The sequence below is a fragment of the Limnothrix sp. HT2024 genome, assembly GCF_059138625.1.
Genome location: NZ_CM181121.1, coordinates 4,211,524 through 4,230,335, shown reverse-complemented (window position 1 = coordinate 4,230,335; position 18,812 = coordinate 4,211,524). Strand labels below are relative to the sequence as shown.

Here is an 18,812-nt window from a genome sequence, read left to right as displayed (position 1 = left end):
CCTAGTTGAGGCTTGTCAGAACAGTGACCACCACCATCAAACGGCAATCTGAAATTAGACGACTGCGGCCCAATCAGAAAATTCGTTGGCGGGATTCATCCATCTTCCAAGGAGGAATTTTGCCAGTAGCTCTACTACTGACTTGGGAAATCCTTTCGCGACTCAGCATCTTCCCAGAGAACTTGATGCCTGCACCATCGGTCGTTTTGCTAACACTTTGGCAACTGACCGTTGATGGTCAACTGTTTGGGCATATTGGCATCACGCTTTACAGGGTGCTTTTGGGTTTTTTGATTGGTGGTGGTTTCGCAACCGTTATCGGCGCTCTGACAGGGTACTTCCGATTTTTTCACCAATTGTGCGATCCCCTCTTGCAGGCACTGCGGAGTATTCCATCCCTGGCTTGGGTTCCTTTGTTTATCCTTTGGCTAGGTATTCAGGAGCCTTCAAAAATAGCCCTAATTGCAGTGGGAGTCTTTTTTCCGGTTTATCTCAATCTAATGACGGGAGTTCGAGAGGTCGATCGCAAGCTGGTTGAGGTTGGCAAGGTATATCGATTAAGCGATTGGGAATCCATTGTGCGAGTTTTTATCCCAGCCACGCTACCGGCTTATTTAGTTGGGTTACGAAGTGGACTGGGATTGGGATGGATGTTTGTGGTTGCTGCCGAGATTATGGGTGCCAGCCAAGGATTAGGGTTTTTGTTGGTTGATGGACAGGCCACCGGGAGGCCCTCAATTATTTTGGGCAGCATCTTGCTATTCGCAATCATTGGGAAGGCCACAGATTTGATTCTTCTGATTTTTGGTAAGCGTCTTTTGCATTGGCAGGATGTTTATGGATCGAGTGAGCAATCTATTTAGACCATTTTCCAAGAACGCCAGAATAAAGCATTGTCAAACTGTAATGCGGAATTTTTGAAATCTGGAGAATTCCAAATTTGGGCGCATTTGAGCCTCGGTTAGATTGATGAACCTGAACATGATTTGCTTTGAATGAGGGCTATTGAACATGCTAAAAATTGATGGAGTTGGAAGACAATTCAAAAATGGCTACATTGCCATTGACAGAATTGATTTGACCCTAGAGCCGGGCGAAATTGTTGGATTAGTCGGTGCTAGTGGCTGTGGCAAAAGTACTCTGCTGCGAATTATTGCCGGTCTGGATCACCCGAGCCTAGGGCAGGTTCTGATTGATGATGAGGTGATCCGAAAACCGCATCCCAAGGTGAGCACAATCTTTCAGGAACCGCGCTTAATGCCTTGGCTGACAGTTCGTCAAAATATTGCCTTTGGCCTGTCCAAATTACCGCCTCCCGTTCGTGATGAGCTGACCACTGATGCCATTGCACGGGTTGGTTTATGCCAGTTTGCGGATGCACTCCCTCGACAGTTATCAGGTGGGATGGCGCAGCGTGTGGCGATCGCCCGTGCTTTAGTCACTCGTCCATCGATTCTTTTGCTGGATGAACCATTTAGCGCCTTGGATGCGTTTACTCGACTCAAGCAACAAGATCATTTGCTGGATCTTTGGCAAGAGGATCGCCCAACTTTATTACTTGTAACTCACGACGTTGAAGAGGCGGTGCTACTCAGCGATCGAGTGATTGTTTTGCAATGTCCTGGACGGGTTTATCGAGAGTTCACCATCGATTTACCACGTCCTCGATCGCGCACGAGCCTGGAGTTTCAGCGTTGGAAGATCGAAATTCTAGATGCACTCAACTTTTCTAGGGAGCTTCAGTTGGCACAGCGTTAAACCCAAATCTCAGACCTATTGGAATTGACTTGCTGAGCGAACTGTAGTTGATGACCGATTTCCCGATCGCCAAGGACGTTATGACGAATTTAAGACCTGAAAGATCTAGTGTTTTGGTTAGTGATTGGACTGAGCAAAACCGGCTTGACCCGTTGGCGGTTGTTCAATCTCTAGTAGAAGATTTTTCGACAACGGTGATTGAGCGAGACGCGGCCGGTGTGACTCCCTTGCTTGAGCGCAATTGCCTACGTCACAGCGGACTCTTGAAGCTGATAATTCCCAGCTCTGCCGGTGGCTGGGGAGAAAATTGGATTCTGGCAATGCGAATTAGTCGCGAATTTGCCAAGGTAGACAGCTCGATCGCCCATGTTTACTCCTACCACAACTTGGGAGTGATTATTCCCTACCTATTTGGGACTGTTCAGCAGCGAGATTATTACTATCAAGAGACTATTCAGCAGAATTGGTTTTGGTGTAATGCGCTCAATCCACTAGACCAAAATCTCAAGTTAAGTAGAGAGGGTGGGAGCTATCGCCTGAATGGATTTAAAACATTTTGTTCAGGAGCCAAAGACTCGGATATTTTGCCGACCATGGCCACTGAAGAAGCATCCGGCAAGCAGGTCATCGCCATTTTGCCTACGAGACGTGCTGGAATTGAGCTGCAAAATAATTGGGACAATATTGGGCAACGTCAGACCGATAGCGGCAGCGTTGTTTTTAACAATGTTTTGGTGAAGCCGGAAGAAATTTTGGAGGATCAAACTCAAATCAATCAGCCATTCCGAACCATTCGGGCCTGTTTGACACAACTCAACTTAGCCAATATTTACTTAGGAATTGCACTGGGGGCGTTAGATAGCGCCAGGCTTTACACTCGCCACTGCACTCGTCCTTGGCCCACCGCCGGAGTGCCCACCGCTGGCGACGATCCCTATATCCTTCAACGATATGGTCAATGGTGGGCTGGGTTGGAGGCGGCTACGGCGCTTTGTGACCGTGCGGCTGAGCGCTTGCAAACCGCTTGGGATCGCAGTTGGGCCCTTTCATCGGAGGAGCGAGCTGAGTGCGCCCTGGCAATTGCCTCGGCCAAGGTGGTTACCCACCAGGTTGGATTGGATGTGACGAGTGGAATTTTTGAGGCGATGGGTGCGCGATCGAGCAGTCGATGCTATGGGTTTGATCAGTTCTGGCGTAATCTCCGAACCTTCACACTTCATGATCCGATTGATTACAAGATCAAAGCCCTTGGTGATTGGGTCTTGAATGAGCGCTTACCCAAGCCTGATTTTTACCTTTAGGGTTTTGGGCTTCTGAAGACTGACCGCAAGAATGCACCAAGCATTTTTGTGCCAGTTTTACCACATGGGACAAGGGGTTTAAACCCCTTGTCTTTGATTTTGGTAACGTCCCAACGCCAGGATTAGAACCTTGGAAATTGGATGATAATCCTTGGCGCTGGAGGTTAGTGCTGCGGGTTAGCGCTTGAGGTTATTGATCCATTCGCGGAGTTGCTCGCTGGCCACATCACGGCCGCCCAAACCGAAGGCGATCGCGCTGGCCACGGCCACTGCACCCAAGATCAACCCAAAGGCCAGGTTTACAATATCCGGGGCAATTCCCATCTGTTGCAACGCCATGGCCCCCACCAACACAATGATCGCCAACCGGGCCACTTGAGCCAGCAGGGTGGCTTGGCGAGAGCCGGGCATGGCAATCACCCGGTAAGCCAAGTTAGCCAGATACAGGCCTACGGCAAAAATCAAGGCCCCGACGAGCACTTGACCGAGGATGGTGGTTAGCCCCGCCACGAGGGCTGTCAGTTCCGGCACTTTCAGGCTGTCGATCGCGGCGATCGCGGCAAACAGCATGATGCCCACCAGGGTGATGATCCCGGCAATATCCGAAGGAGACTTGGCTCCCACGGTCATGGGCAACCCTAAGGCGAGGGGCATGTTGTTGAAGCCCACGCCGCTCAGGAAATTGCTGACCAAATTGGCCACGAATCGCCCGATCGCGTAGGCGAGCGCCAAAATAATTACCGCCCGCAGAATATACGGAATGGACAGCAGAATTTCATTCAGCATGGCCACGGCGGGTTCCGAAATGGCCTGGATTTGCAGCTCTTGCAAAACCGAAATGGCCGTGACGATCAAAATCACCGTGTAGGCAATGGTTCCCGAGATCCAAGACAGGCTTTGGGTTCCTGCCAATCCGCTCAGGCCAATGCGGTAACCGAGGCGATCGACCCCTGCTGATCCTAGGAAGTTGGTCAACACCACCCGCACCAAGCGGGCAATGAACCAGCCGATCGCCCCCACCAGCACCGCCTTAAAGATGCGTGGCAGCGCTTCTAGCACCTGAGCCACGGCCCCTTGAATTGGCTCCAGCGGCCCTTGCAAGGCCAAGGCATCCAGCACAAAGGGCAGGAACAGCAGCAGAATCAGCCAGTAGAGGATGTTGCCGAGGGTTTCGTTCAGCAGAATCGGACTGCTGCCCCCCATTTGACTCGCCAAGCGATCGTCTAGGGAAAAGCGCTGTAGCCCCCGGGTGAGCAGCAGTTTCACCACCGTGGCCACAAGCCAAGCCAATGCCGTAAGAACCAGGGCGCTGAAGATGCGAGGGGCATAGCCCAAAATTTCCCCTAAAAAGCGCTGAAGGGGAGTTGAAGCCGCCTGCAGGCCGACCGCATCCAGGAAAACCAAAATGGCAAAGAGCATGATCGTCCAAAAGGCGATCGCCCCGGCCCAGTTTTCGATCGGGACAAGGGTGGCATCGCTAGCCGACTGACCCGACAGCCAACCCGACAGCCGCCGCCCCATATCCAGCCGGCCGAGGAGGTGGCGCACGACGCTGGCCACCAAAATAGCCAACAGCCAGCCCACCAACAGGGCCACCAGCCCCCGCACCAGGCCATTCAAGAAGGGGGCCACATCCGGACTCGTGCCCGGGATTTGGGGAACTTGGGCCGAATAAAGGGCAGCAGCCCCGGGCAAGGCAAGGGCTGGGGGCATAGAAACGATTTGCCAAATTGCGATTGTCATGGATTGTGATGCTCCAGTGGAATGCACCTGAAGGGATGGAAGGGCCACCGCGATCGGGCTGTTACCCTTGGCCCCGCCCCAAGTTTGGGGATTGGGGGACGGTTGGTCGATCGCGGCGATCGCTGGGCCCCCATGGGCGAAACCCACTGGGGCCCCAAATGGGCCACCAGCACCATTCCATCAGGCTTCAAGGCACAGCTAGTAACGGGTTGAGCCGTCTTGGCCGCTGCGATACCGTAAGGCTAACAGATGGATTACAGAAGGTCTCTGGGGACAAGGCGATTCAAAGGGCCCGATCGCGCCATTGGATGACGGTGGCCAACAGGCTCAAAACTTGCAAACTGGCGGCTGTTGGCATCCCAGGCGAGGGATCAAGTTTCTTGAGATCCGTCCGGGGGCATTCACCCCCCAATAGAAAATGTTAAAGTTTGGGGCGTTTCTCGCAGGATCTCGACCAAAATTTCGATCACCCACTTGATCGACGGCTTGACCAACAGAAAATATCGGCAGCCCGCAATTCTCCAACGGTCTCTGCCGCCTGCTGTGGTTCACCGAGGTTTCCGTCCATTCCGCCCCGGGTTTCTCGATCGCTGATCCCCTCAAGCAGCCCCTATCCAGGCATACTGGTCAACGGCTTAAAAATAGCCCTTTGTCCGTTAGCCCTATGTCGATGAGCCGGTGTACGGGATTGAACCAATCAGTGCTTTCCCTTGCTTCCCTTGGCCGAAACAGCGGCTAATGGCTGTCTGTGCCCCAGGCCAAGCCCGAACCCCTCCACGCTTAAACCACTCCACTCCTAGTTTTTGCCTTCGAGTCCATGCTCTCTCTGCTCCTTGGCTTGTTTCCGCTCCAGGTGGGGCCCATTGCTCAACTGCCCCCGATCGAACAGGCCGAACCCGATTCCCCAGGGAGCCGGGAGGCCGCAGAAGATGAAATTTTGGCTCCGCAGCCCGTGCGGCGGCGAGAGATTACCCAGCGCCATGAGGTGCGATCGCTCCCCGGGCGGCTGGACAATGTGCCGGTTTTTAACAGCAACAGCCCTGAAGTGGTTCTGACGGAAGGGATTTTGCTGTCCACTTTTCCGGCCAACGGCATGGCCGTGCCTTCGGCGCACCTAAACTATGCCTTTCAGGGGCGGTTCGACATTTTCTCGCACCATATTTCCCGAGCGGCGGCCTATCAGGAAGGGCGCACGCTGTTTCAGGGGGTGATGGTCTATAACCCAGGGCCGCGAACCGTTGATGTGAACATTCGCGAGGCCGCTAGCTATATCAGCCGCTTTGAAGCGCCCTTTAAACCCTTGCCGGCCTACCTGGAAGACCCGATCGGGGCGATCTATTCCGGTTCCGGTAGCCGAGTGGTGGGGGATGTGTTGCGCGGTCGGCGGCGGGGCCTGCTGCGATCGGATCTGCGGTTAGGGCCTCGGGAAGCAGAAATGGTGGTGAATTCCCCAATTCCGGTGGGCAAAATCACCCCTTCTTCCAACACCCGATCGACCCTAATTCGGGCCGAGTCCAATGGGCCGGTCTATCTGGCCAGTTTGGCCATGTTTTCGCCCAAAACCCCCGACGGCCGCGAACAAATTCCCAGCCTGCGGGAGTGGCAATACCTGCTGGTGCGCAGCGGTCTTTCGGGCCCGCGTGACGTGGCTCCCACCTCCCTGAGTTTGGCGGAAACCAGTGCTCGATTCTTCTATGGCCGAGTGGCCGGCGTGGCTAAGGGGTCGCGCTGGGAGGCCACCCTCACGGATCCGGGGGTGAATGAACTGCGAGTGCCTACCGATGGCGGGGCCATCTCTTACCCGATCGCCACCTTGCCCCGAGGAACATTGGGCACGCGCCAGGTGCAAAGTGCGCCCATGGTGGCTCGTTATCCCGACACAGCCTACCTGGCCCACGGTAATTACGGGGTGCAATACAGCTTGACCTTGCCCTTGACCAACCGCACCGGCAGCCCGCAGCAAGTGGCGATTTTGTTTCAAACCCCTTTGAAGGAAGACGGGCCTAACGATCAACTACGATTTTTAGAGCCGCCCGAAGAGCGGGTCTTTTTCCGGGGGCCCATTCGGTTGCAGTACCAAGATGATTTGGGCAATGCAATCGATCGCTTCATCCATGTGGTGCAACATCGCGGTGAACAGGGACAACCCCTGGCTACCCTCACCCTACGACCCGGTTCTAAGCGGGTGGTGCAGGTGAATTTTCTCTATCCGCCCGATGCCACACCGCCCCAAGTGCTGACGGTGCAATCCATCCGTTAGGGGCGATCGATCCTGAATCGTCCATTGGGGTTTCTGGGTAACGACCGGCCCTATCATTCGGGGAAGCAACGGGGGGCGTTCCATGACGTTTCTGTCACAAGTCTATGGTTGGCTGCTGATTTCAACGGTGGGCCTGTTTTGGCTGCTGCCCTGGCGATCGGGGCGGTGGGCCCTGCTGTTGGTTGCCAGTCTAATTTTTTATGGCCTGCGGCAGCCCCTCTACGTCCCTCTGCTGTTGGTGGGCACGGCCCTGAACTACAGCTTGGGCTGGATGTTGCGTACCGATCGGCGATCGATTCGACATTACGTGGGCGGGCCAAACCCGGAAGCCCGCCAGCGACAGCGCAAACGCCTGCTGTGGGTGGGAATTAGCCTCAACTTGCTGTTGTTGTTTGGGTTTAAATATGTGCCCTTTGCCCTCAATTCCCTGGGCTGGGCGTTCCAGAGTCCGCCCCTGCTGGATGCGGCCAATTGGGTCGATCGGATCGAAGCACCCTTGGGCATCAGCTTCTTTTGCTTTGAATGTATTGCTTATCTTGTGGATGTCTATCGCGGTGCGCCTCCGGCCCGCGATTGGCTGAAATTTTGTACCTATAAGCTCTTTTTCCCAAAGCTGATTTCCGGGCCGATCGTCCGCTATCACGGCTTGGCCGGCCAACTAGAAGAGTTGGATCACCCGCGCAATCCCCGGGCTGAACAAATCACCGAAGGTCTGTGGCTGATTGCCTGCGGTGCCATCAAAAAGGGACTGATTGCCGATTCCTTGGGCCTGTGGGTACGCACGATCTTCAGCCCCGGAACCCTGGAGCGGGCGGGCAGCGGGGACTTGTGGTTGGCGATCGGGGCCTATGGTTTCCAGCTCTATCTGGACTTCAGCGGCTATGTGGACATCGCCCGAGGCAGCGCGATGTTGCTTGGGATTCAACTGCCCCAAAACTTTGATTTTCCTTATCTCAGCACCAGCATTGCGGACTTTTGGCGACGCTGGCACATCACCCTTGGCGACTGGCTCCGAAACTATCTCTACATTCCTCTGGGGGGTTCCCGCCAAGGTCTGGTTCGCACCTGCATCAACCTAATGATCGTGATGTTATTGGGTGGCCTGTGGCATGGGGACAACTGGGGCTATGTGCTTTGGGGTGGGGCCCATGGGCTGGCTTTAGCGGTGCATCGGTTGGTGGATGCGGCTTCCCACCGTTTCAGTCCCCTGGCGGCCCTATGGGCCCATCCGGCGGGGGTGGCGCTGGCTTGGGGCCTGACGCAACTGATGGTGTTTTTGAGCTGGGTGCTGATTCGGTTGCCGGACTGGAGCCAGTCGAGCCTGGTGTTTCAGCACCTTTGGGGGCGATCGAGCGATGTATCTTTCCTGGAAAAGGTTTACGACGAAGCATTGGGGTTGGATCCTTGGCGGTTGGGAGCGGCCTTGGGGGCGATCGCGCTGCTGATGGTGGTGGCTTGGTTTGGTCAACGGGGCCTACGGTTGCAGCTCACACAGCCGGTAAAAATCGCCCTCGTCCCCATCTGCCTTTATCTGGTCTGGATTCTGGGGCCCGAGGGCGTACCGTTTATTTACTTTGACTTCTAGGCCTGACTTCTAGTCCTAACTTCTAGGTCTCGTTGGGTCTCGCTAGATTTTGCTAGATCCTTGGGGGCTTCGAGTCACTAGGCCGCGATCGCCAGCCAGAGGGATTGCACTTGATCAAACAGGGCTACTTGCAGGCTGTGGGTAACCGGCAACCCAGCCAGGACGGCTCCGGCACAGAGCAGCATCAGGTAGCCGATCGAGTATTTGAACAGATCCCGGGCTACGGCCCGATCGCTCGGTAGGGCCAGCAGTTGCCAGGACTTTTGCACCAAAATGCCCCCCAAAATCAGGGCAATCACCCCGTAGAGCCAGCCGGTTTCGCCCAGGGGCCAAGCCAGCGTCAAGGTCAAAGGAACCAGGGCGATCGAGTAGCCCAGAATTTGCTTCGCTGTGGCCTCGTCGCCACTCACCACCGGCAGCATGGGCACACCCACACTGGCGTAGTCATCGCGAATCATCAAAGCCAGCGCCCAGAAGTGCGGCGGAGTCCAGAGGAAAATAATCCAAAACAAGGCCCAGGCGGGCCAATCCAGTGTGCCCGTCACGGCGGCCCAACCCACCAGGGGCGGAATGGCCCCCGCCGCGCCGCCAATCACGATGTTGTGGGGGCTGTGGCGCTTCAGCCAGTGGGTATAGACCACCACATAGCAGCCAATTCCCGCCATCGCCAACAGAGCCGCCAGCAGATTGGCCATCCAGGTCAGTAGTCCAAAGGACGCAACGCCCAGGACGATCGCGAACAGCAAGGCATCACGGGGGCGAATTTGCCCGGAGGGAATTGGGCGCTTTTGGGTGCGCACCATGATCGAATCAATGTCGCGATCGTAAAAACAGTTGATCGCATTAGCGGAACCGGCGGCCAAGGCTCCACCGGCCAAGGTTGCCAAAAACAGCACCGGATCCACATCACCCCCCCCAGCCAGGGCCATGGCCGCTGCGGTGGAAATCAGCAGCAACACAATGATCCGGGGCTTGGTGAGCTGAACATAGCTCCGAATGATCAACCCAGCTCGCTGCCAGGGTGACACAGCCGCTTCCTCGGTCATGCTCGACAGGTTTTGCACAATTTCTTGCATAGCAGCTATTCCGGCAACATCAACAACCAGCGAATTCTGAGGGAGTCCTGAGCGAGTCCTGAGCCGTTTAGGCTGTCAGACCATCGGGCGACTCCCGCAACCGATCGCGTCCGGCCCAAACCGTGAAGGCCACCAGCGAAGCCAACAGGGCCGCCGCGATCGCCTCATGCAGCACCGTTAGCCCTGCCACCCGCAATTGAAAGTGATAGGTGCTGTAACCAATGGCCAATTGCGCCACCAGCAACAGGGCAATCAGGCTCCGTAGGGAACGGAGACGCGGATTCAAAGCCGGGGTGCGCCAAGCCATGATCAGCAAAATGCCAGTGGTCAAGACGGCGGGCACAATGCCCCAAAAGTGGGTGTGGAGAACGCCACAGAGCTGATCGCCCTCCAAGCATTGGTGTACTGCCCAGCGCGATCCGACAATGCCACCGATCAGACTTTGGACATCGATCGCGATCGCCGCCAGCAGGGCCCAACCCGCCAAGCCGGCCGCCGTGCCCGAAGCTTGTTGGGGAGTCAAGCCCGCCGCGATCGCCACCAACAGGGCCAAGAATGCCAACGCCGTCCCTAAGTGCGCCGTTACCACATCAAACCGCAGCAACTCCGTTACCGTCAGGGCCCCCAGCCCCGCTTGCAATACCACCAGGGCTAAGGCCGCCACCGTTGCCGGAACCACCCAACCGGGCAGCTCCCGCCGAAACCGAACTGCCGTGCCTGCCAAGCCCAGGGCCCCAAAGGCCACCACCGCTGCATCCAGCCGGTGGAACCATTCCAAAAACACCTGCCAATTCATCTGGGCCCAGGGAACCGCCTGGCCATAGCAGAGGGGCCAATCGGGACAGGCAAGCCCCGCATTCGCCACGCGGGTGGCCGAGCCGATCGCCATCAACAACCAGGCCGCCACCGCCAGCCGCTTGGCCAACCACCGCACTCGATCGCTTCCCAAAGATGAATTGACCTCGATGATCGCGATCGAGGTCTTCACCGATTCGGAAGAATGCCCCGCCTGATGAAACACGGTTTCCGCCATAGGAATTCTTAAGAAAATCTTGAGTCTAAAAAGCCGCAATGAGGTGCATCGCCACCATAACTCAGTTCCGAAAATTGCGGAAATGTCATGCCAAAGATTGCAACACGTTGCAATGTACAACAATTAGTCGATTCGACCTAAAATTCGCTGCCAACTAACGGTAAGCTCATCAAGAACTACCCATTTGATCAAAGTTTGCTCCCAAGAAAGCGTTACATATCAAACGATTTTTGATTTAGTTTGTATTGTAAATAACAGCTTTCCCAGGACTTCTGCCCTTCGTCCTCCTAGGGCAATTTTCAGCCCAGTTCTCAAATCATCCCCAGATATTGATGTATCAATGGGCGATCGCCCCAAGATTTCAAGATTTTTGGCAGCCGATGAGTTCGTACAATCTAGGGCATGTTAATTGTTGATGACAAATCACGGCCAGAATGGCTGAAAATCGCCATCGACAGACTCCAGGAAACCCAAAGATTTCCTAAAGGTTGTTAACGGCAAAGAGAATCCTAAAGATATTTAAAAATATTGACAAACCAAATCAGCTCCCTAAAAAAACCGTCTACCTTTGAAGGCAGTAACGCAGTGGCAAGCGCAATGGGCCGCTGCCCCCACTCCTTTCCCCTTCGTTGGCCGCCGCCCTCGATTGGCCGTTGCCCCCCAACGGAGGGGGCAGACCTGTCCCGATCGCCTGTTGCCCTTTGCCTTTACAGTCTTGCGTGACGCACCACCATGAATGTTCCTAGTACGATCCTGACCCTGCTGATGGGCATTGGCTTAACGCTAATCAGCCTTTGGGTTGGGCAAAACTATCATTTCCTGCTGCCGGTGTCGGCTACGGACGTGTCGCCCGAGGTCGATCGCCTGTTTGGGGCCATGTTGACCATTGCCACGGGCCTTTTTCTGCTGGTGCAAGGATGTTTGGTCTACGCGATCCTGCGCTTTCGGCGCAAGCCCGGCGATGACACCGACGGCCCGCCCATCCGGGGCAACATTCCCCTAGAGATCCTTTGGACTGCGATCCCCGCCGTGATTTGTTTGGGCATCTCGGTCTTTAGCTTTGATGTGTATAACTCCATGGGGGGCTTGGATCCGATGGCCAGCGGAGCCGGGATGGGCATGGCCCACCACCACGGCCGCCACACCGCGATCGCCGCCACTTTGGACCAGACCCCGGCGGCGACCGGGACGGAAGTGGCCCTAGGGTTAGGGGCGGCTCCCGGCTCCCAAGGCCAAGCCCCCGACTTGCAGGTCAATGTGCAGGGGCTGCAATACGCCTGGATTTTTAACTACCCTGACTTGAACGTGATAGCTGGGGAACTGCATGTGCCCGTGGGGCAAGATGTGCAGCTCAACATTTCCGCCATGGATGTGTTGCACGCCTTTTGGATTCCGCAGTTTCGGATTAAGCAGGATGCGATCCCCGGTCGCCCCACGCAATTACGGTTCCGGGCGATTCAGCCGGGCCGCTACCCGATCGTTTGTGCCGAGCTTTGCGGTTCCTTCCACGGGGCAATGCGCACCGAAGTACTGGTGCAAACACCGGAAGAGTATGAAGCCTGGGTGGCGAGTGTGATGCCCGAGGCGGAAACCACGGAAACGGGCCAAGGATCAACGGTGACCCTGGCGCAAAATCCTCAAAATTTGACGGATTCGGAATATTTACAGGTTTACAGCGATCGGCTGGGGATCGAGACCCGGGCGATCGCTCAATTGGCTCCCGTTGCGCTGTAACCAGCGGTCACCCTTGGCCGCAGCATCCGGGCTGGGCTGAATTGACATCCAACTGTTCGATTTTTGTTGTTTCTTGTTGTCTCTTGTCGTTGCTATGGCTCCAGCAGAACTCAGAACGCCCGGTGCGATCGAACCCGATCCCGAACCCTGGCAACGGTTTTTTAGCTTCAGCGTCGATCACAAAGTGATCGGCATTCAATACCTCGTCACCAGCTTTTTCTTCTTCTTGATTGGCGGAGCCTTGGCCACCGCCGTGCGCGTGGAGCTGGCCACTCCGGAAGTAGATTTCGTGAGCCGCGAACTCTACAACCAACTCTTCACCATCCACGCAACGGTGATGATTTTTTTGTGGATTGTGCCGGCCGGAGCAGGCTTTGGCAACTATCTCATTCCCCTAATGATTGGGGCCAAGGATATGGCCTTTCCTCGGCTCAACGCGATCGCCTTTTGGATGATTCCGCCGGCCGGGCTGCTGCTGATTGCCAGCTTTTTTGTGCCCACCGGAGCCGCCGCCGCCGGTTGGACTTCCTATCCTCCCCTCAGCCTGGTGAGTGGCCAGTGGGGGGAATTGATTTGGATTCTCAGCATTTTGCTGTTAGGAACCTCCTCCATTTTGGGCGGGATTAACTTTGCAGCCACCATCCTCAAAATGCGCATCCCCGGCATGACTTTAAATGACATGCCGCTGTTTTGTTGGGCCATGTTGGCCGCTTCCATTTTGATTTTGATGTCCACCCCGGTGCTGGCTGGCGCATTGGTGCTGTTGTCCTTCGATTTGATGGCGGGAACGGCCTTTTTTAACCCCACTGGGGGCGGCGACCCGATCGTCTATCAGCACATGTTTTGGTTCTATTCCCACCCAGCGGTTTACATCATGATCCTGCCGCTGTTTGGAGCCATTTCCGAAATTTTGCCTGTCCATGCCCGCAAACCGATTTTTGGTTACAAGGCGATCGCCTATTCCAGCATTGCCATTAGTTTGTTGGGCTTGATTGTTTGGGCACACCACATGTTCACCAGTGGCACACCGGCATGGTTGCGGATGTTTTTCATGATTGCCACCATGATCATCGCCGTGCCCACCGGAATCAAAGTGTTTGGTTGGGTGGCCACCATTTGGGGTGGCAAATTGCGGCTTAATTCCGCCATGTTGTTTGCTATTGGGTTTGTGTCGATGTTTGTGGTGGGCGGTCTCAGCGGTGTGATGATTGCCTCCGTGCCCTTTGACATTCACGTTCACGACACCTATTTCATCGTTGCCCACCTGCACTACGTGTTGTTTGGCGGCAGTGTGTTTGGTCTCTATGCGGCGCTTTACCACTGGTTCCCCAAAATGACCGGGCGAATGTTAAATGAACCCTGGGGAAAAGTGCATTTTGTTCTGACCCTGGTGGGTTTCAATCTTTGCTTTTTGCCCATGCATTACTTGGGCTTGATGGGAATGCCCCGACGGGTGGCGGAATATGATCCCCAATTTTCAACGGTGAATGCAATTTGCAGCATCGGTTCCTATATTTTGGCTGTGTCTACCATTCCGTTCCTGGTGAATGCGATTTATTCCTGGGTGGCTGGCGAAAAGGCATCGGCTAATCCTTGGAATGCTTTGACATTGGAGTGGACGGTTTCTTCGCCGCCGCCTGAGCATAATTTTGTGGGTCAGCCGGTTTTGAAAACGGGTCCCTATGATTACGGGGTGACGAAACGGGGTGCAAGCCGCAAGCCAATTTCGCAACTGAAGGCTTCCGATATTTTGAGTGGTTCAACACGCTAGGAATTTGGATTCTCATAGCGCGGCAGCCGTAATTCATGGGGTCAACGTTGCGGAGTTGGTCGTGATGACAAGGGGCTTAAGCCCTTGTTGCTTAATGATCGAGTCACAGCAACAGGCCATTGAATTAACCGATGAATTAACCGATCGAAATCAGCTTGCCGTGCTAATAGGGTGATGAGGCAGTTGTCGTGATCATGCAATGCATGCAGACCCTGTTCAGTTAGGGATCCTTGGCCAAACATGATCACGCCCCGGTACTACCGATTGTTGGAAGTCTCAACCCTAAAAATCTGCGCAGACTGGATTTCAAAATAGCTGTTCCATTGTCCTTCTTTTCTTTTGGGTTTCTATGCAAGGTTCCGCAGTTGATTCTCAACAGCCGATCGCCCTCGAAAGCACTAGTCATGGCAGTGAGGAACATCATCCCGATTTGCGGCTGTTCGGCATTGCTCTGTTTTTAGTGGCGGAGGCGATGATCTTTTTGGGCCTGTTTGCGGCCTATCTAACCTTTCGATCGGTTGCGCCCAGTTGGCCCCCGGAAGGCACACCAAAACTGGAGCTATTGCTGCCAGGAATTAACACCCTCATCCTGATTTCCAGTAGCTTTGTGATCCATAAGGGCGATGATGCCATTCGGGCCAATGATGTGAAGGGAATGCGCCTATGGTTTGGGATCACAGCCGCCATGGGGGTCATCTTTTTGGTGGGTCAGCTTTATGAATATTTCCACTTGGAATTTAGCCTGACCACCAATCTGTTTGCGAGCACCTTTTATGTGCTAACGGGCTTCCATGGACTGCACGTTTGCTTTGGGCTGTTTTTGATTTTGGCGGTGTTGTGGCGATCGCGCCGTGAGGGGCACTACAGCAACCAAAGTAAGTTTGGGATCGAGGCGGCCGAACTCTACTGGCATTTTGTGGATGTGGTGTGGATTGTGTTGTTTGCGCTGTTGTATTTGCTGTAGCTGCACCGGCCGCAAGAACATGAGGGCGATCGGGTGAACGTTGGTTAAAGCGTTGGTTAACCTTTGCCCCCAAGTCCGTTCCAAATTGGCGACCCAGAGGAGGGCGATCGGGAGGAGATCCCCGATCGCCCTCTGTGCTGAATGGGTGATGCCTGAAGCACTTCACCGTTTCGTTAAGGAATCTTACATTTTTCGTAAATTCCGTTAATGTAAGAGCAGTACCTTACGCAATCAGCCCGGGATCGCGCTCAGGATGGCTATTGAACACGGCATTGTTCTTGACTTTGCAACCGTCCTTGGAACCTCCGCTATTGGCGGATATATCGCCAATAAGCTCCGACAACCGGTTATTTTGGGCTATTTGGTGACGGGTCTCATTATTGGTCCCTTCGGCTTGCAATTACTCAGCGATGCAGCCCAAACGGAAGCCCTTGCGGAAATTGGGGTGGCGTTTCTGCTGTTTGCGTTGGGGATGGAATTTTCTCTCTCAGAATTGGGGCGCGTTCGCAAAATTGCGATCGAGGGTAGCCTGCTGCAACTGGGCTTAACCACCGCGATCGTGGCGGCGGCCACCACCCTCACCGGCTGGGCGAAGGATTTGCCCGAGGGGGTGTTTTTGGGGGTGGTGTTGGCCCTGTCGTCCACGGCGGTGGTGCTGAAAACCTTGAGCGATCGGGGCGAAACCAACACCCCCCACGGTCAAGTGATGCTGGCGATTCTGATTGCTCAGGACATCGCTTTGGGGTTGATGTTGGCGGTGCTGCCTGCCTTGACCCAACCGGAAGACTTAGGGCAGGCGTTGGCGATCGCCCTGCTGAAGGCCTCGGCTTTTTTGGGGGCGGCCATCCTGGCAGGTAAATGGGTTGTGCCACGCTTAATGAGCGCAGTGGCAGCCACGGAAAGTAATGAAATTTTTCTGCTGACCACGATCGCCTGGTGCTTGGGTGTGGCCTTCGTGACGGCGGAACTGGGGCTGTCGATCGAAATGGGAGCCTTTGTGGCGGGTGTGACGATTGCCGAACTCGACCAAGCCGATCAAGCCCTCTCGAAAATTTTGCCGTTGCGGGACACCTTCGCCAGCCTCTTTTTTGCTTCGATCGGGATGTTAATTGATCCCCACCTATTGATCGAAGAAATTTTTCCCATTTTGGGATTGGTGGTGCTGGTGATGATCGGCAAAGCGGCGATCGTCACTCCAGTGGTTTTGCGGTTTGGCTATTCCTTTAAAACAGCAGTTTTTGCCGGATTTGGCATTAACCAAATTGGAGAATTTTCCTTCATTTTGGCTGCCCAAGGCTTGGCCATGGGCTTAATTGATAAAAAGCTGTATTTGCTGTTATTAGGAACCACTGCGATCGCCCTGATGCTGACCCCGCTATCTTTGGCCACTGCGCCTTGGATTGTGGAAGTGGCAGGGCGTTGGTCTTGGGTTAATAAGTATTTTTCGGGTCTTGGGGAGCCAAAATTAACCTCCATGCCCGATGAATTGGCTGGGCAAGTGGTGGTAGCGGGCTATGGGCGGATTGGTCAAACCATTGTCAAAATTTTGCGCGATCAAGGCTATCCCGTTTTGGTGATTGACAACAGCGAAGCCGTTATTAACAAACTGCGGGAAGCCAAAATTCCTTACCTATTTGGGGATGCGGATTCGGAGTTGGTGTTAGAAAAAGCCAGGATCGATCGCGCCAAGGCCCTGGCGATTGCGTTACCCGATCCCGCCAGTACCCGCTTGGTGTTGCAACATGCCTTGAAGATTGCCCCGGATTTGGATGCGATCGCCCGGGCCCGCGATGGTGCGGAAATTGAGCGGCTGACCAACTTGGGAGCCAAGGAAGTGGTGCAACCGGAGTTTGAAGCGGCTTTGGAACTGACTTCTCATCTGTTGCTCACCTTGGGTGAAGACGGCGACGATGTGCGCCAACTGACGGGGACGATTCGCCAAGACTGCTACGGCATCCATCCCCCCGCCCTAGCCTTAGCCATTGAGCCGCAGGCCGAACCGGAACCCCAGGAAATGGCCGCTTAGCAGGCTATTGGGGCTTGGAGCACTGTTGAGAGCCACGGCCCGGCATTGCCCGGGATCAGTCGGCTCGATCGCCCCGTAAGCTGTTAATGACCCTCCACAGGCGACGCAGGCCGTTGGTCTAGTACAATCAACGGCTATGCGAATTTTGATCTTGGGCGGAACAACCTTTCTGGGGCGGCATCTGGTGGATGCGGCCGTGGCTCGCGGCCATGAGGTCACCATCCTGACGCGGGGGCGGCGCAACCCGGAACCCTTCCCAGCGGTGGAGCGGCTGGTGGGCGATCGACTCACGGATGACCTGGCCGCCCTGAGCGATCGCACCTGGGACAGCGCGATCGATACCAGCGCGATCGTGCCCCGAGCCGCTCGCTACACGGCCGCCCGGCTCCAGAATGCTGTAGGTCACTACGTTTACCTATCCAGCATTTCCGTTTACGAAGATTTTGGGTTACCGGGGATCACGGAAAACGATCCCCTGCGATCGCCCCTCTTGGATGACCAAGCCTCGATCGAAACCGGCGATGACTACGGGGCCCTGAAAGCGGGTTGCGAGCAACTGTTGGGCGAATCCTTTGGCGATCGGTTGCTGATTGCTCGCCCCAGCTTGATCGTGGGGCCCCATGACCCCACCGATCGCTTCACTTACTGGGTGCGTCGCCTGGCCCAGGGTGGTGACCTGTTAGCCCCATCACCGCCGGAACAGTGGGTGCAACTGATCGATGCCCGTGATTTGGCTGCTTGGCTGATCAAAACCTGCGAAACCCAGCGATCGGGGGTTTACAACGTTGGCACTGCCGAAAAATCCCTCACCCTCGACAAGGTGTTGGATGAATGTGCTCGGGTCACCCGCAGCGATGCGCTGATCGATTGGGTGCATGAGGACTTTTTGCTAGAGGCGGGGGTTGCGCCCTGGACAGAGCTGCCCCTTTGGATTCCCAGCAGAGAGGCTCCCATGCGCGGCTTCACCAGCATGGACACTCGCCGGGCGGCGGCGGCCGGCCTGAAATGTCGTCCTCTGGCGGGCACGGTGCGGGATCTGTGGTCTTGGGATCGATCGCGCCAAGCGGATTTGAAAGCAGGCCTTTCGCCGGAACGGGAACAGCAGCTTTTGGCACAGTGGCGCGCGAACCAAGCTCGCTGGTTGTAAGAGCTTGGGCGGGCGGCTGGGCCCAATCGACGGTCAGGAATTGATCAGACTGTGCCGTTGATTAACCTTCAGTGCTGAAATCTCTGTGTCCCAAAAATCCGAAATCGAGCAACAAAGTGATGCTCGCCCAAGTTTTGATCGAGTTAGTTTCCGATGTTGGGTGATGGCCTTGTCGGTTGGCCTTGCCTCTAGACTGGTCGGTTGATGGGCCCCTGTTAGCGATCATGATGTTGGCCCTTGACCAGATTCACCAGTGATCTGGATCGCCTTGGGGATCTGGATCAGTCACGCGGGGGCTAGAAAGCAGTCACCCAAAGACCTTGAGCCGATCGCCCCTGCAAAACCAAGGAATCACGGCCAGAGGGGAGGGCGATCGCTGAATTGATCAGTAATTTTGGCAATCATAACGAAGAG

The 18,812-nt window shown here is 55.3% G+C and carries 14 protein-coding genes; 11 read left to right on the top strand and 3 right to left on the bottom strand.

The annotated features are described in order from the left end of the window. Positions 1-23 precede the first annotated feature (23 nt). The 3 genes from AC2IAX_RS17390 (at position 24) to AC2IAX_RS17380 (ending at position 3,059) form a co-directional block, all read left to right on the top strand. Complete coding sequence (locus tag AC2IAX_RS17390) at positions 24-863, top strand: ABC transporter permease (RefSeq protein WP_494388567.1); 840 nt, start codon at positions 24-26, stop codon at positions 861-863. 148 nt (positions 864-1,011) lie between these two features. Further along, on the top strand, positions 1,012-1,758 hold the full coding sequence (locus AC2IAX_RS17385; RefSeq protein WP_494388566.1) for an ABC transporter ATP-binding protein: 747 nt from the start codon (positions 1,012-1,014) through the stop codon (positions 1,756-1,758). 80 nt (positions 1,759-1,838) lie between these two features. Next, positions 1,839-3,059: an acyl-CoA dehydrogenase family protein gene (locus tag AC2IAX_RS17380; RefSeq protein WP_494388565.1), complete on the top strand. Its 1,221-nt coding sequence runs from the start codon at positions 1,839-1,841 to the stop codon at positions 3,057-3,059. Positions 3,060-3,236: 177 nt separating this feature from the next. On the opposite strand, the gene AC2IAX_RS17375 is transcribed toward AC2IAX_RS17380, so the two are convergent. Next, positions 3,237-4,802, bottom strand: coding sequence for a mechanosensitive ion channel (locus AC2IAX_RS17375; protein ID WP_494388564.1), 1,566 nt, complete (start codon positions 4,800-4,802; stop codon positions 3,237-3,239). A gap of 21 nt (positions 4,803-4,823) precedes the next feature. Here AC2IAX_RS17375 and AC2IAX_RS17370 point away from each other — a divergent pair, with 21 nt between their 5' ends. From AC2IAX_RS17370 to AC2IAX_RS17360, 3 genes are all read left to right on the top strand, one after another. Beyond that, a complete protein-coding gene (locus AC2IAX_RS17370) occupies positions 4,824-5,015 on the top strand; it encodes a hypothetical protein (protein ID WP_494388563.1) in 192 nt (63 codons plus the stop codon). 604 nt (positions 5,016-5,619) lie between these two features. Next, positions 5,620-7,062 (top strand): DUF3370 domain-containing protein, encoded by a 1,443-nt coding sequence (locus tag AC2IAX_RS17365; RefSeq protein WP_494388562.1) that lies wholly within the window; start codon positions 5,620-5,622, stop codon positions 7,060-7,062. Positions 7,063-7,144: 82 nt separating this feature from the next. Beyond that, positions 7,145-8,647, top strand: a complete 1,503-nt coding sequence (locus tag AC2IAX_RS17360; RefSeq protein ID WP_494388561.1) for an MBOAT family O-acyltransferase — start codon at positions 7,145-7,147, stop codon at positions 8,645-8,647. A 77-nt stretch (positions 8,648-8,724) separates the two neighbouring features. On the opposite strand, the gene AC2IAX_RS17355 is transcribed toward AC2IAX_RS17360, so the two are convergent. Beyond that, positions 8,725-9,723, bottom strand: coding sequence for a heme o synthase (locus tag AC2IAX_RS17355; protein WP_494388560.1), 999 nt, complete (start codon positions 9,721-9,723; stop codon positions 8,725-8,727). A 67-nt stretch (positions 9,724-9,790) separates the two neighbouring features. Continuing rightward, positions 9,791-10,756 (bottom strand): COX15/CtaA family protein, encoded by a 966-nt coding sequence (locus AC2IAX_RS17350; protein ID WP_494388559.1) that lies wholly within the window; start codon positions 10,754-10,756, stop codon positions 9,791-9,793. A 732-nt stretch (positions 10,757-11,488) separates the two neighbouring features. Here AC2IAX_RS17350 and AC2IAX_RS17345 point away from each other — a divergent pair. The 5 genes from AC2IAX_RS17345 to AC2IAX_RS17325 all read left to right on the top strand — a co-directional run bounded on the left by AC2IAX_RS17345 (position 11,489) and on the right by AC2IAX_RS17325 (position 18,398). Then, entirely contained in the window at positions 11,489-12,490 is a 1,002-nt protein-coding gene (locus tag AC2IAX_RS17345) for a cytochrome c oxidase subunit II (RefSeq protein WP_494388558.1), read from the top strand. A gap of 94 nt (positions 12,491-12,584) precedes the next feature. After that, a complete protein-coding gene (gene ctaD / locus AC2IAX_RS17340) occupies positions 12,585-14,261 on the top strand; it encodes a cytochrome c oxidase subunit I (protein WP_494388557.1) in 1,677 nt (558 codons plus the stop codon). Positions 14,262-14,610: 349 nt separating this feature from the next. Then, positions 14,611-15,225: a cytochrome c oxidase subunit 3 gene (locus AC2IAX_RS17335; protein ID WP_494388556.1), complete on the top strand. Its 615-nt coding sequence runs from the start codon at positions 14,611-14,613 to the stop codon at positions 15,223-15,225. A 253-nt stretch (positions 15,226-15,478) separates the two neighbouring features. Further along, a complete protein-coding gene (locus tag AC2IAX_RS17330) occupies positions 15,479-17,251 on the top strand; it encodes a cation:proton antiporter (RefSeq protein ID WP_494388555.1) in 1,773 nt (590 codons plus the stop codon). A 136-nt stretch (positions 17,252-17,387) separates the two neighbouring features. Next, on the top strand, positions 17,388-18,398 hold the full coding sequence (locus AC2IAX_RS17325; protein ID WP_494388554.1) for an NAD-dependent epimerase/dehydratase family protein: 1,011 nt from the start codon (positions 17,388-17,390) through the stop codon (positions 18,396-18,398). Positions 18,399-18,812: the final 414 nt, after the last annotated feature.

Coding starts and splice junctions, on each gene's coding strand:
- AC2IAX_RS17385 (WP_494388566.1), top strand. CDS start 1,012: ATGCTAAAAATTGATGGAGTTGGAAGACAATTCAAAAATGGCTACATT.
- AC2IAX_RS17380 (WP_494388565.1), top strand. CDS start 1,839: ATGACGAATTTAAGACCTGAAAGATCTAGTGTTTTGGTTAGTGATTGG.
- AC2IAX_RS17375 (WP_494388564.1), bottom strand. CDS start 4,802: ATGACAATCGCAATTTGGCAAATCGTTTCTATGCCCCCAGCCCTTGCC.
- AC2IAX_RS17370 (WP_494388563.1), top strand. CDS start 4,824: ATGCACCTGAAGGGATGGAAGGGCCACCGCGATCGGGCTGTTACCCTT.
- AC2IAX_RS17365 (WP_494388562.1), top strand. CDS start 5,620: ATGCTCTCTCTGCTCCTTGGCTTGTTTCCGCTCCAGGTGGGGCCCATT.
- AC2IAX_RS17360 (WP_494388561.1), top strand. CDS start 7,145: ATGACGTTTCTGTCACAAGTCTATGGTTGGCTGCTGATTTCAACGGTG.
- AC2IAX_RS17355 (WP_494388560.1), bottom strand. CDS start 9,723: ATGCAAGAAATTGTGCAAAACCTGTCGAGCATGACCGAGGAAGCGGCT.
- AC2IAX_RS17350 (WP_494388559.1), bottom strand. CDS start 10,756: ATGGCGGAAACCGTGTTTCATCAGGCGGGGCATTCTTCCGAATCGGTG.
- AC2IAX_RS17345 (WP_494388558.1), top strand. CDS start 11,489: ATGAATGTTCCTAGTACGATCCTGACCCTGCTGATGGGCATTGGCTTA.
- ctaD (WP_494388557.1), top strand. CDS start 12,585: ATGGCTCCAGCAGAACTCAGAACGCCCGGTGCGATCGAACCCGATCCC.
- AC2IAX_RS17335 (WP_494388556.1), top strand. CDS start 14,611: ATGCAAGGTTCCGCAGTTGATTCTCAACAGCCGATCGCCCTCGAAAGC.
- AC2IAX_RS17330 (WP_494388555.1), top strand. CDS start 15,479: ATGGCTATTGAACACGGCATTGTTCTTGACTTTGCAACCGTCCTTGGA.
- AC2IAX_RS17325 (WP_494388554.1), top strand. CDS start 17,388: ATGCGAATTTTGATCTTGGGCGGAACAACCTTTCTGGGGCGGCATCTG.